The 12,983-nt window shown below is 76.1% G+C and carries 11 protein-coding genes; 6 read left to right on the forward strand and 5 right to left on the reverse strand.

Going from position 1 to position 12,983, the window contains the following annotated elements; translation table 11 throughout:
* Positions 1 to 16: 16 nt before the first annotated feature.
* Positions 17 to 349, forward strand: a complete 333-nt coding sequence (locus A8713_RS29845) for a cupin domain-containing protein (protein WP_064536841.1) — start codon at positions 17 to 19, stop codon at positions 347 to 349.
* 105 nt (positions 350 to 454) lie between these two features.
* Here A8713_RS29845 and A8713_RS29850 read toward each other — a convergent pair whose 3' ends face one another.
* Positions 455 to 1,690: a carbohydrate-binding protein gene (locus tag A8713_RS29850; RefSeq protein WP_064536842.1), complete on the reverse strand. Its 1,236-nt coding sequence runs from the start codon at positions 1,688 to 1,690 to the stop codon at positions 455 to 457.
* Positions 1,691 to 1,864: 174 nt separating this feature from the next.
* On the opposite strand from A8713_RS29850, the gene A8713_RS29855 reads away from it, so the two are divergent.
* The 3 genes from A8713_RS29855 (at position 1,865) to A8713_RS29865 (ending at position 5,254) form a co-directional block, all read left to right on the forward strand.
* A complete protein-coding gene (locus A8713_RS29855) occupies positions 1,865 to 3,013 on the forward strand; it encodes an NAD(+)/NADH kinase (protein WP_237305486.1) in 1,149 nt (382 codons plus the stop codon).
* 68 nt (positions 3,014 to 3,081) lie between these two features.
* A complete protein-coding gene (locus A8713_RS29860) occupies positions 3,082 to 3,582 on the forward strand; it encodes an SRPBCC family protein (protein WP_064536844.1) in 501 nt (166 codons plus the stop codon).
* The gene (locus A8713_RS29865) at positions 3,575 to 5,254 is read left to right on the forward strand and encodes a phytoene desaturase family protein (protein WP_064536845.1); all 1,680 of its coding nucleotides are present in this window, start codon (positions 3,575 to 3,577) and stop codon (positions 5,252 to 5,254) included. Before A8713_RS29860 ends, A8713_RS29865 begins: the two co-directional genes overlap by 8 nt.
* Positions 5,255 to 5,340: 86 nt before the next feature.
* On the opposite strand, the gene A8713_RS29870 is transcribed toward A8713_RS29865, so the two are convergent.
* The 3 genes from A8713_RS29870 to A8713_RS34750 form a co-directional block, all read right to left on the reverse strand.
* Positions 5,341 to 6,513 (reverse strand): PP2C family protein-serine/threonine phosphatase, encoded by a 1,173-nt coding sequence (locus tag A8713_RS29870; RefSeq protein ID WP_237305487.1) that lies wholly within the window; start codon positions 6,511 to 6,513, stop codon positions 5,341 to 5,343.
* Positions 6,514 to 6,733: 220 nt separating this feature from the next.
* Complete coding sequence (locus A8713_RS29875; protein WP_237305488.1) at positions 6,734 to 7,648, reverse strand: LysR family transcriptional regulator; 915 nt, start codon at positions 7,646 to 7,648, stop codon at positions 6,734 to 6,736.
* Positions 7,645 to 9,408 carry an FUSC family protein gene (locus A8713_RS34750; protein WP_064536847.1) on the reverse strand — a complete coding sequence of 588 codons (1,764 nt, stop codon included), beginning with the start codon at positions 9,406 to 9,408 and terminating at the stop codon, positions 7,645 to 7,647. Before A8713_RS34750 ends, A8713_RS29875 begins: the two co-directional genes overlap by 4 nt.
* 288 nt (positions 9,409 to 9,696) lie before the next feature.
* On the opposite strand from A8713_RS34750, the gene A8713_RS29885 reads away from it, so the two are divergent.
* Positions 9,697 to 11,283, forward strand: a complete 1,587-nt coding sequence (locus tag A8713_RS29885) for a hypothetical protein (RefSeq protein WP_173860929.1) — start codon at positions 9,697 to 9,699, stop codon at positions 11,281 to 11,283.
* Between the two features lie 114 nt (positions 11,284 to 11,397).
* Positions 11,398 to 11,673: a hypothetical protein gene (locus tag A8713_RS29890; RefSeq protein ID WP_064536848.1), complete on the forward strand. Its 276-nt coding sequence runs from the start codon at positions 11,398 to 11,400 to the stop codon at positions 11,671 to 11,673.
* Here the strand turns inward: A8713_RS29890 and A8713_RS29895 are convergent.
* Positions 11,657 to 12,670: a zinc-binding dehydrogenase gene (locus A8713_RS29895; RefSeq protein WP_064536849.1), complete on the reverse strand. Its 1,014-nt coding sequence runs from the start codon at positions 12,668 to 12,670 to the stop codon at positions 11,657 to 11,659. The two genes, A8713_RS29890 and A8713_RS29895, sit on opposite strands and share 17 nt — an antisense overlap.
* Positions 12,671 to 12,983 lie beyond the last annotated feature (313 nt).

The raw sequence follows: 12,983 nt of genomic DNA on the forward strand, positions 1-12,983 counted from the left end.
CGTTCGGAGGAGCGCCATGCAGAAGATCTCCCTCGACGCCCGCACCCGCGAGCACCTGGAACGGGCGGCGCGGTCCTCCACGGGCCGCAGTGCGCAGACCGTCTACGGCGGCCATGAGCACGTGCTGCGGCAGACGCTGGTCACCCTGCGCGCCGGCACGGTCCTGGCCGAGCACGAGAACCCGGGGGAGGCGACCGTGCTGGTGCTGCGCGGCCGGGTCCGGCTGCGCAGCGGCGACGCCTCCTGGGACGGCATGGCGGGCGACCTGCTCATCGTGCCCCCGGCCCGGCACAGCCTGGAGGCGGCCGAGGACGCGGCGGTCCTGCTGACGGTCGCCAAGACGACCTGAGCCGCCCGCGGTTCGGCGCACGAGGAACGGCCGGGCACGAGGAACGGCCGGGCGCGGCGGCGGGTTTCCGCGCCACGCCCGGCCGTCGCCGGGGGGTTCAGAGCGTCAGCAGGCGCCCTCGTCCTGCCACGCCCCCCACTGGGAGGCCCCGGGCGTCTCGTTCTGCGTCCACCACTTGGCCTTCCAGTTGTGCTGGTTGTAGGAGACCTCGCTGCCGCCGGTGTAGGCGGTGGTCGCGTTCCAGGCCGTCTTGCAGCCGGTGCCCGGCGGCGGCGAGGTGGGCGGCGTGGTCGGCGGCGTGGTGGGCGGGGTGGTGGGCGGCGTCGCCCCGGCGAACTTCACCGAGTACTTCGCGAAGTCCCAGGAGTTCTGCGGCACGCTGGAGCAGGTGCCGGACGTCCGGCCGCCGTTGTCGGGCGGCGAGCACTGGCGGTCGCGGTTGAGGGACCAGAAGGTGAAGCGGTCCATGTGGTGGCCGGTCGCGTAGTCCAGCACCGTCTGGAAGTCGGCCTGCGGGAACATCTCCCCGGTGTCGCTGCGGCCGTTCATGCCGGAGAAGCCCTCGTGGGCGTAGGCGGTCGCCTCGTCCCAGCCGAACGTGGACTGGAGCACCTGGTTGAACTTGGTCAGCGCGGCGGTCTGCGAGGCCGCGCCGTTGAAGCCGCCGTCGAAGGGCATGATGGAGAAGTTGTTCGGGGTGAACCCCTGCGACTTCGCCTCCAGCAGCATCTGCTTGCCGAACCAGCCGGTGCCGTCGGCGGTGCCCGCGGTGGTGACGGAGACGTACAGGCCCGGGTTGTTCTGCTGGAGGATCTTGGCGGCGCCGATCTCGTTGTGGATGGCCGCCGTGTTCTCGTACTCCGGCTCCTCCAGGTCGAAGTCGATGGCGTGCAGCCCGTACTTGGTGACGACCTGCTGGTAGGCCGCCGCCGTGGCCGCCGGGTCCGAGCAGGCCTGGCCGAGCTTGGTGCCGCCGTAGCCGCCGATGGAGACGGAGACGTCGCCGCCCTTGGCGCGGATGGAGTCGATCACCGACTTGACGGCGGTGTCCGAGGAGACCGGGGCGGTGCCGTCCCAGGTGGGGGAGCAGCCGCCGCCGTTGGGGGCGAGGACGAAGGCGAGCTGGAACGCCTTGAGACCGGTGGCGTCCATGATGGCGCCCGCGTCCGGCGGATCGTTGTCCAGCGGCATGAGGTACGGGGCCGCGGCGTACCAGCGGTTGCTCAGCGCGTCCTGCGCGCTCGGTGCGCCCGAGGCGTTGCCCGCGACGAGGGCGGTGGTGCCGAGGGCGGCGAGCCCGACGGCGGCGGTCGCGCCCAGACATGCGCGAAGGCGTCTCACTGTGCCTCCAGGGGGAAGGGGAGGTGGTGGGGAAGTCGCGCCCCAGCTTCCTGAGGCTGTTGCGGGCACGTCAATGGATTGGTCTGGACCAAATGATTCTTTGGACTGGACCATACGATTTCTTTACCTGGATCCGCCGCTGCCGGACCCGCCGCGCGGGAACCCGGCCGAGCTGTGACAGTGCAGCGCATCGGCCTGGTCGTCCACGGCGGACGCCCCGAGGCCCAGGCCGCCGAGGAGACCGTGCACGCGTGGTGCGACGAACGCGCCGTGCGGTGCACCGACATCGACGTCTGGCACGACGGCGGACGGCGCGACGCCGACGAGGAGGTGGAGGCCGCCGGCGACCCCGACCTCATCGTCACCCTGGGCGGCGACGGCACCTTCCTGCGCGGCGCCCGGCTCGCCGCCGAGCACGACGCCCTGGTCCTCGGCGTCGACCTCGGCCGGGTCGGCTTCCTCACCGAGGTCCCCGCCGCCTTCGTCCGCACCGCCCTGGACGCCGTCGTCGAGGACCGGCTCACCGTGGAGAGCCGCATGCTGCTCACCCTGCGGGCCTCCCGCCGCCTCCGGGTGCCCGCGGGCATCGGCGAGCTGATGCGCTACGGCCGCCGCCCCATGCTGCCCCCGCCCCGGGTGCGCACCGACTGCGAGTCCGGCGGCGACTGGGGCATCGCCCTGAACGTCACCGCCCTCAACGACATCGTCGTGGAGAAACTCGCCCGCGACCGGCAGGTCTCCGTCGGCGTCTACATCGCCGGCCGGCTCCTGGCGTCCTACTCCGCCGACGCGCTGCTCGTCGCCACCCCCACCGGCTCCACGGCGTACAGCTTCGCCGCCGGCGGCCCGGTCGTCTCCCCGCGCGCGGACGCCCTGGTCTTCACGCCCGTCGCCCCGCACATGGCGTTCAACCGCTCGGTGGTGGCCGCGCCCGACGAACCCGTGGCGCTGCGCGTGCTGGACCGGTCCGGGCAGGCCGCCGTCAGCATCGACGGGCAACTGCGCGGCGTGCTCGACCCGGGGGACTGGATCGGCGTCTACGCCGCCCCGCGCCGGCTGCGCGCCGTACGGCTGGGCCCGATGGACTTCTACGGCCGGTTGCGCGACCGGATGAACCTCACCGACGCCCCGGCCGCGGTCGCCGACGGGACACCGGCACCGCTGTGGCCCGTGACCACCCCGCCGCCCGGCGACCTCACCCACCTCGCGCTGCCCCCGGGACCCGGCGGCGCAGAGCCGCACAGGCGGCCGGACACCCCCGCGCCCGGCCCGGACGCGCCCGGCAGCGGACAGCCGGGCGGCCCGGCGGCGGGGGACGGTTGACGCGGACGGCCCGGGGCACTCGGCGGACCGAACGCCCGACATCGACCCGGCGAACTGCGGAGGCTCGCGTGGCCGTACGTCACCGTCTGATCAGGACCGCTCCCGAGGTCGTGTGGGCCGTGCTCGCCGACGGCACCCGGTACGCCGAATGGGTGGTGGGCACGGCACGGTCCGCCCCCGTGCGCGGCCGCTGGCCGCAGGTCGGCTCCGCCATCGAGTACCAGGTCCGGCTGGGGCCGCTGCGGCTCACCAACCAGACCACCGTGCGCAACTGCGAGGAGGGGGCGCTCCTCGAACTGGAGGCCGACGCTGGCTTCCTGGGCACCGCCCGCATCGCCGTCGAGGTGCGGCCCTGGGGCGAGCACACCCTGGTGATCGTGGACGAGCACCCCCTCCAGGGCGCGGGCGGAGCCGTGCACAACATGGGCGTCGAATCGCTGATCCAGCTCCGGCACCGCGCCATGCTCGCCCGCCTCGCCAAGGTCTGCGAGGCCGACGGCGACCGCCCCCGGAGCGCCGCGCCGCACCCGGCCGGGGCGCCCGGCGGACAGGGCGGCGGCCGTGCCTGACGCCGTGGTGATCGGAGCGGGCCCCAACGGCCTGGTGGCGGCCAACGTGCTCGCCGACGCCGGCTGGAGCGTGGAGGTCCTGGAGGAGCAGCCCGGACCCGGCGGAGCCGTGCGGCACGACCGGGGCGTCGACCCCGCCTTCGTCAACGACCTCTTCAGCTCCTTCTACCCGCTGGCCGCCGCCTCGCCCGTACTGGCCCGGCTGCGCCTCCAGGACCACGGCCTGCGCTGGAGCCACGCGCCGCACGTCCTCGCGCACCCCCTCACCGACGGCCGCTGCGCCGTCCTGGACCGCGCCGTCGACACCACCGCCGCCTCGCTGGACGCGTTCGCCGCCGGGGACGGGGACGCCTGGCGGAGCCTGTACGCCGTCTGGCAGCGCCTCGGACCCGATCTGATGGACGCCCTGTTCGCCCCGTTCCCGCCGGTCAGGGCGGGCGCCCGGCTGGCCGCCCGGGTGCGCGGGGCGGGCGGGCTGCGACTGGCCCGCACGCTGCTGCTGCCGGTGCGCCGGATGGGGGAGGAGGAGTTCGGCGGTGAGGGCGGCAGGCTGCTGCTGGCCGGCAACGCCCTGCACGCCGACCTCGCCCCCGAGTCCGCCGGGAGCGGCGGGTTCGGCTGGCTGATGTCCATGCTCGGACAGAGCCACGGCTTCCCCGTGCCGGTCGGCGGTGCGGGTGCCCTGTCCGGGGCGCTGGCCCGGCGGCTGCGCGACCGGGGCGGCGTCCTGCGCTGCGGTGAGCGGGTCGAGCGGGTCGTGGTGCGCGGCGGACGTGCCGTCGGCGTGCGCACCGCGGGCGGTGAGGCGGTGGCGGCCCGCCGCGCCGTGCTCGCGGACGTGTCCGTGCCCGCCCTGTACGGCACCCTCGTCGACGCCGCGCACCTGCCCGCCCAGCTCCTCGCCGACCTGCGCCGCTTCCAGTGGGACTTCGCCACTTTCAAGGTGGACTGGGCGCTGGACCGGCCCGTCCCGTGGGCGACGGACCGTGCCGCGGGCGCGGGCACCGTCCACCTCGCCGACGGCCTCGACGAACTCACCCGGTTCGCCGCCCAGATCGCCCTGCGCCAGGTCCCCGACCGGCCGTTCGCGCTGTTCGGCCAGATGACGACCGCCGACGCCACCCGCTCGCCGTACGGCACCGAGTCGGCCTGGGCCTACACGCACGTCCCGCGCGAGATCACCGGCGACGCGGGGGACGAGGGCCTCACCGGCACCTGGGACCTCCGGGAACAGGAGATCATGGCCGACCGGGTCGAACGGCAGGTGGAACGCTTCGCACCCGGCTTCCGCGCCACCGTCCGGGCCCGCCGGATCCTCGCCCCGCCCACCCTCCAGGCCCTCGACGCCAACCTCGACACCGGCGCCATCAACGGCGGCACCACCGCCCTGCACCAGCAGCTCGTGTTCCGTCCGGTGCCCGGCACCGGACGCCCCGAGACCCCGGTCGCCGGCCTCTACCTGGCCTCCGCCGGCGCCCACCCCGGCGGCGGCGTCCACGGCGCCCCGGGCGCCAACGCGGCCCGTGCCGCCCTGCGCCGCCGGCTCCCGCCCGGACTGTCCCGGGCCCAGCGCGCCCTGGCCCGCCGCGACCGCTCGGGACGGCGCGCGCCGCGGTCCGCCGGCACCGACCCGGGCGGCGGCGCGCCCGAGGGGCACCGCGGCGGCGGCTGACGCACGGGCGCGCGGCGCGTACGAGGGAGCCCCGGGGGAGTTCCGCGGGAGTCCGCGGGAGTACGGAGGACCGGCGGCGGGGCCGCTCACAGGCGGCTGTCGCCCGGCAGCCGGTACGCGGCGAGCGCGGCGATGTCGTCGTCGAGGTGCCCGCCGCTGTAGACGAGCAGATCCTCGTGCAGCCGGTCGAGGAGTTCGCGGGGCGCGAGGCCCACCCAGGGCGCGACACGGTCGGCCAGCGGATAGAAGACCCCGTCGGGATCGCGTGTCTCGGTGACCCCGTCGGTGTACAGCAGCAGCTGGTCCCCGGGCCGGAACGGCTCGACGTCCAGCTGGTAGCCGTCGCCGATCAGCACACCGAGGTTGATGGGCGGCGAGGGGTCCGAGGCGTGCAGCTCGGCGACCCCGCCCTCCTTGATGATCAGCGGCGGCGGATGGCCGCAGTTGACGATGCGGACGACCGGCTCGTGCTCCGGGATCTCCGCGAACACCGCCGTCACGAACCGCTCCGCGGCCTCGCCCCCGGGCAGCTGCGCGGCATGGCGGCTCATGCTCCGCTCCATGCGGCGGGCCACGCCCCGCAGGTCCGGCTCGTCGTGGGCGGCCTCCCGGAAGGCGCCCAGCATGGTCGCGGCCGTCTCCACGGCGACCAGCCCCTTGCCCCGTACGTCGCCGACCAGCAGCCGTACCCCGAACGCGGTCGGCACCGCCTCGTACAGATCGCCGCCGATACGGGCCTCGGCCGCCGCGGAGAGATAGAGCGTCTCCACGGAGACCTGGCCGAGCCGCCGGGGGACCGGGCGCAGTAACACCCGCTGCGCGGTCTCCGCCACCGAACGCACCGTGGCCAGCGTGCGCTCGCGGCGCATCCGGTGCACCGCGAGGATCGTCCCGAGCACGCCCACCAGAGTGGTGCAGACGTAGTTGGCCACGTAGTGGCGGTCCCAGAGGTAGCCCACGGACCGGCCCGCGCAGCACGGGGTACCCGCCAGCACGCCCTCGAACACCATCGCGAAGACGGTGACGGCGGCCACCGCCGCCGGGCCGTAGGCGTACGCGGCGACCAGCGGCAGCGCGATCAGCAGGAAGCTCACCGGCCAGTCCACCGGCGTGACCGGCTCGATGGCGAGCACGGCCGCCAGATACCCGACCGGCAGCCAGCGCAGCCACAGCGGCGGCGCGGGCACCCGGGGCCGCTCGGCCTTCCTGCGCGCCGCGCGCGCCCTGGCCTGCTCGCTCCGTCGGCACGGGCGCCTCACCGCTCGCCCCCGCCGCGCCGTGCCGGGGCCCGCGAGGGCGCGGCGGGACCGCACGGGCGCACGGCGGCGCACCGCGGCTCGGGGCGGCTCTCCGCGCAACGGCACTCAGGCGGCCTGTTCACTGGGACTCCCGACGGGTTCGACCAGACCACCAGCCTGCTGCGAGAAGGCGCCGCGCGCATTTCATCGCGCCGGGCACCGGCCCCGGGCCACGGCGCCGTCACCCCGGATCCGCGGCCCGGACGGCCGCCGAGCGGACCGCGTGGTCGAGGAAGCGCCGCGCCACCGGCGGCAGCGTACGGCCGGTGAGCCGGGCGATGCCGATGTCACGCGCCCCGTGCACATCGGTGATCTCCAGATAGCGGATCGGGAAGCCCGAGGTCCCCGCAGCGTCCGGCGACGACGGGATCAGGGACACCCCGAGACCGGCCGCGACCAGGCCGCGCAGGGTGTGCACCTCCTCGCCCTCGAAGCCGACGCGCGGGGAGAAACCGGCCTGGCGGCACAGGGTCTCGGTGACGCTGCGCAGCCCGTAGCCCGGTCTGAGGAGGATGAAGGGCTCCTGGGCGACCTCGGCCAGCCGGACCCGGCTGCGCCGGGCGAGCCGGTGGCCGCGCGGGACGGCGAGCCAGAGCGGTTCGACCAGCAGCCGCCGCCAGGTGATCAGCGGGTGCCCCGGGTCCCCGCTGGTGATGACCAGATCCGCCGTGGCCTCCAGCAGATGCTGGATCAGGCCGTTCTCCTCGTGCTGGCGCAGCTCGAAGCGGGCCTGCGGGAACTCCTCGCGGAACCCGGTGACGAGCCGGGGCACCAGCCAGGTGCCCAGGGTGTGCAGAAAGGCCAGCGACACCACGCCCGCCGCCGGGTCGACCACCTCGGCCACGGCCCGCCGCCCCCGGTCGTAGGCGTCCAGGGCGGCGTCGACGTACTCCTTGAACACCCGCCCGGCCGGGGTCGGCCGCAGCACCCGGCCCACCCGTTGGAGCAGTTCCGCGCCGATCTCCTCCTCCAGCCGGTGCAGCGCCCGTGACAGCGCCGGCTGGGTGACGCGCGCGTCGGCGGCGGCCTCGGTCACCGTCAGACCCTCGGCCACCGCCCGGAACGCACGCAGCACCTGGAGATCCATCGCGCTCATCCTCCCATCGCACCCGCCGCGGTGCAGCGGACGGCGCCGGGCGCGTACGCGGTCGGAGCGGACCCCACGTGGCGTGCGCCGACGGCGTCGCACAGCCGCTCGGCGGCGGCGATGGCCTCCTCCTCCGCGTCCAGGAGGCCGGCCACCTCGCGAGCGGTCCGGCCCGGCTCCCGCCGGGCGTCCAGGACCGCACGGCGGGCCTCCGCGAGCCGGTGGTAGGCGGTGCGGCGCAGCGCGTACCGCTCGGCGGCCGGGGCACCGGCCGGCAGGTCCCGGTAGCGGTGGGCGGCCGACACGGCGGCCCTCGTCCGGGCCGCGGCCCGGCCCCGCGCCGAGTGGGGCCACAGCGCGAAGTGCGCGACCAGCACGATGGCCGCGGCCAGCGCCGTGTCCAGGATGCGCGCCCAGGACAGCTCCCGGTGGTCGCCCAGCAGGTCGACGAGGACGAAGACGATCGCCGTCAGACCGGTCGTGGCGAGCGCGTAGTGGTGGCGCACCCCGACGGCCATGACCGCGGCGAACGCCGCCACGGCGCCGATCAGGGCGTACGTCCCGGTCGTCAGCAGGGTCACCGCGCCGATGGCGGCCACCCCGGCGACGGTCCCGGCGCAGCGGTGCAGGGCGCGGCGGAACACCGGACCGAAGTCGGGCTTGTAGACGAAGGCGACCGTCATCGGCAGCCAGTAGCCGCGCGGGCCGTGCAGCAGCACCGCGCACAGCTGGGCGGCGAGCACACAGCCCGCGAGCAGCACGGTGTAGCGGACCTGTGCCGCCCGCCCGTGCCAGGGGGAGGCAGGGAGCCGCGGGGTGGTGTCCCGCGGGCGGTCCGGACCGCAGGAGGTGTACAGCGCGGTGAGCGCGCGCAGGGCGGGCGAGCCGCTCCCGGCGCAGGGCACGCCCGCCGGGTGCGCGGACCCCGCCGGGCCGGCGGCAGCCGTCGCGGAGGCGGGGCCGCGGCCCGGCTCCGGCAGCAGCCGGGCCGCCATCAGCAGCGGCACCCGGCTCACGCACCGGGGCAGCTCGCGCCCCTCCCACACCAGGGCCGATGTCACCTCGCCCAGCCGGACGGCCGTGTGGAAGGCGGTGCGCAGGGCGTCCGGCTCCTTCCCGGGGCGCCGGCGGCCGGTCAGGTGGCGGTCCAGCACCCGGTGCGCGTGGTCGAGGGCGGCGGTGAGCCGCCGCCGCGCGGCTTCGGCGTCCGGGCCGCCCGCCGCGGCCAGGGCCCCGGACGCGGCCCGGTACACGGCGCGGACGGCCGCCCGCTCGATGGCGTGGCGCCGCCACAGCCACGGCGTGGCGGACAGCAGGGCGACCAGGGCGACGCCGCTGAGCAGGGCCGGCGGCGCCTGCCACCAGGGCCCCGGCACCGGGATGCCGCCGCCCACGGTCACCCCGAGCAGCAGATGCAGACCGGACACCGAGGCGAGCCGCCCGCGCAGGCTGACGGCACCGGCGACCAGGGCAGCGGCGACCAGGCAGCAGGTCACCGCGCCCGGACGCGCGGAGCGCAGCGCGAGTTCCCCGGCGAGCAGGCCGAGGGCGGCGCAGCCGCCCGTGCAGCCCAGCCGCAGGACCCGCTGCCGGTAGGGGTCGTCGCCGTCCTGGCCCACGCCCCACAGGGCGCCGATGCCCGCGAGCACCGCGAGGGCCACCTGCCCGGTCGCCACCCCCGCCAGCAGCGGCACGGCGAGCGCGACGGCCCCCCGGGCCGCCGCGGCGAGCGGCAGCGGGGTGAACGGCAGGCGGTACGGCGCCTTCATGGACCGGTCGGCTCCTCGGTACGGGTGCGGTGGATCCCTCCCAGGGTCGATCAGGACGGACACATGCGTCCAATGCCTGAAGTTCCACGAAATCATGCGCCGGGCGCATGGGAGGGCCGGGCGCGCCGCACTCCGCCGGCGTACGCGTGGGAGCGCGCCGCCGCGCGGTGGCGGGAAGCGGTGGCGGGGTACCCAACTCGGTGTCGGAGCAGGGGAGTTGCCCCGTACACTGGCACACCGCCGACCTGCGGGAACCGATCGTGACAGGCGTGACAGGGGGGAGTCGACATGTCCGGGGACGTTCCGGGACCGGCCGACGGATTCGTGGTGCCACCGATGCCGCCGAGACCGCCGGGCCCACCGCCCGCGCCGCCCGTGGCGCCCGACGCCCTGCGCGCGCTCGCCGTCGCCCTGCTCAACCTCACCGGCCTCGGCCTCGGCTACGCGCTGCTGCGCCGCTGGGTGTGGGCGGCGGCGTGCTGGGCCGCGACCGCGGTGCTGCTCGTCGTCGCGCTCCCGGCAGACCCCGACGGCGTCCCGGCGGGGGTCCTCGCCGGCTACGCGGTGGTCCTGGGGGCCGCCGCCGCGCACGGCGCCGTGGCGGGCCTGCGCTCCCGGCTGTCCTGGCCCGGCAGCGCGCCCGTGGCCGCCCTCCTCGGCCTGGTGCTGCTGGCCGTGCCGACCGGCGGCGGCGTGCTGTACGGCAACGCCCGCGACGAGGCCACCGAGCAGATGCTCCTGGACCGGCTCCAGCACGCCGACGACCTCGTCAAGGCCCGCGCGAACCAGCCCTTCGCCACCGCACAGCCCGGATTCCGCGACGCGCTGGGCGTCTACGCCGACCTCGGGCACCGGCACCCCGGCTCCCGGGCGGCGCACCGCCTCCCGGACCGGATGGCCGTCTACTACCGCACCGTCGCAGCCGCCTACGCGCAGCAGAAGTACTGCGAGGCCATCACCCCGCTGGAGTTCCTGCGCACGGTCCCGCAGAGCATGCGCGAGCAGGACCTGGGCACGCTGGCCACCTGGCCGGACAGCAGGCTGGCCGACGCCCTGTACGGCTGCGGGGCGAACGAGCTGAGCGGTGGACAGACCGGCTGGACGGGGCACTTCGGCGAACTGCTCACCACCTTCTCCGGGTCGGCGCAGGCCGCCGAGGCCGAGCCCGCCGTCAAGTCCGCCGTGGACAAGGCGGCCAAGGACGTCGGCGGCGACGACCCGTGCGCCGCCGTCAGCCGCCTGAGCGGCCTCGGCGCGCAGATCCGCACCGTCGCGAGCACCGCCCCGGCCCTGGCCGCCGCCTTGGACAAGGACGCCGACCGCGCCGACCGGGGCGCCGCCTCCGGCACCTACCCCTGCGGTGTGCACCAGTACCGGGACGGTTCCTTCGACTCCGCCCTGACCAGCATGAACAAGTTCGTCCGCGACCACCCGCACGACGCGAACCGCGCCCGCGCGCAGAAGATCGCCATCGCGGCGGAGATAGCGCAGACGGTGCCCGCCGCCGGCAAGAAGCTGCCCACGACGGACTCCGGCGGCAGCATCCAGGTCACCATCAAGAACGACAGCCCGGACGACATCGAGGTCCTGTACACCGGCCCGGTCACCGGCAGCGTCACCGTCAGGGCCTGCGGCAGCTGCTCCGCCTACAGCTTCGGCGCCACCCTGGCGCTGGGCGGCTTCCACCCGTGCGGCGACAGCGGCAAGGACTACCCGCAGCGCACGATCTCGCTGCCGCCCGGCACGACGTACTTCCTGCACAAGCCGCGCGGCGGCAGCACCGCGTCGCCCGCGTCCGACACGGCCGAGCTCCGGCCCGGGTACGTCTACACCGAGTGCGCCTACACCAAGAAGGGGCCGGGCGCACTCTCCTGACCTGCTGTGTCCTCCGTCCGGGGGAGCCGTCCCCGACACACGGGCGCGGGCTCCCGGTCTCTGCCAGCCTCCGTGTGCCGGGCGCACCGCCCGGCACACTCAGGGAGGTGGCGTTTGTCCGGTCACGTCGGACGCATCGGCGGGCGGCAAGTGGTGGCGGTCCTGGCGCTGGGAGGCGGGCTCCTGCTGGGCCCGGTCCTGCCCGCGCCCGCGGCCGAGGGCAACGCGGCGGCGCCCGGCGACCCGGGCCCCGTACCGACCGCCCCGGACGCCGCCCGGGACCTGGCCCCCGCCCTGCGGAGCGCGGCCGGCGCACACGCCCTGACCCGGGTCCTGCCACCGCTGACCGGCCGCGCTCCCGCCGGGCGGACCGTCAGGGGCGCAGGATGAGCCGCACCGGGTCGCCCTCCTTCTTCGCCAGCATCTCGACCGCGCGCCCGGCCTCGGCCAGCGGCAGCACCCCGCTCACCGACGCGGAGAAGTCCACCCGGCCGCCCTGGACCAGACGCAGCAGCTGCGGCAGGGCCACCGTCATGTCGGAACCGTAGTGGCCGAGGATCTGCTGCTGGAGATAGCTGAACCGGGTGCCGTCGGTGACACTGAGCGGCCGGTCGGTGAGCCCGACCAGGACGAGCCGCCCCCGGGGCGCGAGGACGGACAGCGCCTGCTCGCGGACGGCCGGCACCCCGGCGAAGTCGAAGGCCGCCGCGAGGCCCGCCCCGCCGGTGGCCGTGCGCACCTGTGCGTTCAGTCCGGGGTCGGCCGGATCCAGCGCGAGGTCGGCCCCGGCGGCGAGGGCGCGTTCGCGGGCGACGGGGCTGGGGTCGACGGCGATCACCGGGCAGGCGCCGACCGCGCGCAGCAACTGCACCGCGTGCACGCCCAGGCCGCCCGCGCCCCACACGCCGACCGCCTCGGCGGGCCGGACCGCCCCGGTGCCGGTGATGGCGCCCCACGGCGTCGAGACGGCGTCGGGGATGATCGCGCCCTGCTCGAAGGGGATGGTGTCCGGCAGCGCGGTCAGCGCGTCCGCCGAGGACAGCGCGTACTGCGCCCAGCCGCCGTCGTAGTCGACACCGCGCGTCCAGGTGACGCCGTCGCGGCTCTCACCGGCGTGCAGCACCACCCGCTGCCCCGGCGACCAGCGGGTGACGTCCTCGCCCGCCTCGTGGACGGTCCCGGCCACCTCGTGGCCGAGGGTGACGGTGTCGCCCGGCAGCAGCGCGGGCGTGAGGGTGCCGTCGATCAGATGCACGTCGGACAGGCACACCCCCGCCGCCTCCACCTTCACCAGCACCTCGCCCGCGGCGGGCCGGGGCCGGGGCACCTCCTCCATCCGCAGGGTGCGGCTCGGCACGTGCAGGCGGGCGGCGAGCATCCGGTCCATGCGGTGACCTCCTCGGTGCGGTGGCGGCGGCCCGCGCCGTGCGGCGGGCGGCCCTGTTCCGCACCGTACGTCGCTCCCGTGCCCCCGACGACACCGCCCCGGCGTCCCGGCTGGACCGGCGGGACCGGCGGGACCGGCAGGACCGGTCGGTCGGTGAGCTGGGACGTCCGGGCGTCCGGGTGACACCGCCCGGCCCCCACCGGGCGCCCGCCGCGCGGCCCGGCTACGGTGGGAAGCGAGCGGGCCGCCGAACTCCCGGCGTCCGGCCCCGCGTTGGTGGTCCAAGGAAAGACACCCCGCTTCCCGCGGGGAG

Origin of the sequence: Streptomyces sp. SAT1 (assembly GCF_001654495.1) — a bacterium.
Taxonomy (GTDB): domain Bacteria; phylum Actinomycetota; class Actinomycetes; order Streptomycetales; family Streptomycetaceae; genus Streptomyces; species Streptomyces andamanensis.

Coding starts and splice junctions, on each gene's coding strand:
- A8713_RS29845 (WP_064536841.1), top strand. CDS start 17: ATGCAGAAGATCTCCCTCGACGCCCGCACCCGCGAGCACCTGGAACGG.
- A8713_RS29875 (WP_237305488.1), bottom strand. CDS start 7,648: ATGAGCGCGATGGATCTCCAGGTGCTGCGTGCGTTCCGGGCGGTGGCC.
- A8713_RS34750 (WP_064536847.1), bottom strand. CDS start 9,408: ATGAAGGCGCCGTACCGCCTGCCGTTCACCCCGCTGCCGCTCGCCGCG.
- A8713_RS29885 (WP_173860929.1), top strand. CDS start 9,697: ATGTCCGGGGACGTTCCGGGACCGGCCGACGGATTCGTGGTGCCACCG.
- A8713_RS29895 (WP_064536849.1), bottom strand. CDS start 12,670: ATGGACCGGATGCTCGCCGCCCGCCTGCACGTGCCGAGCCGCACCCTG.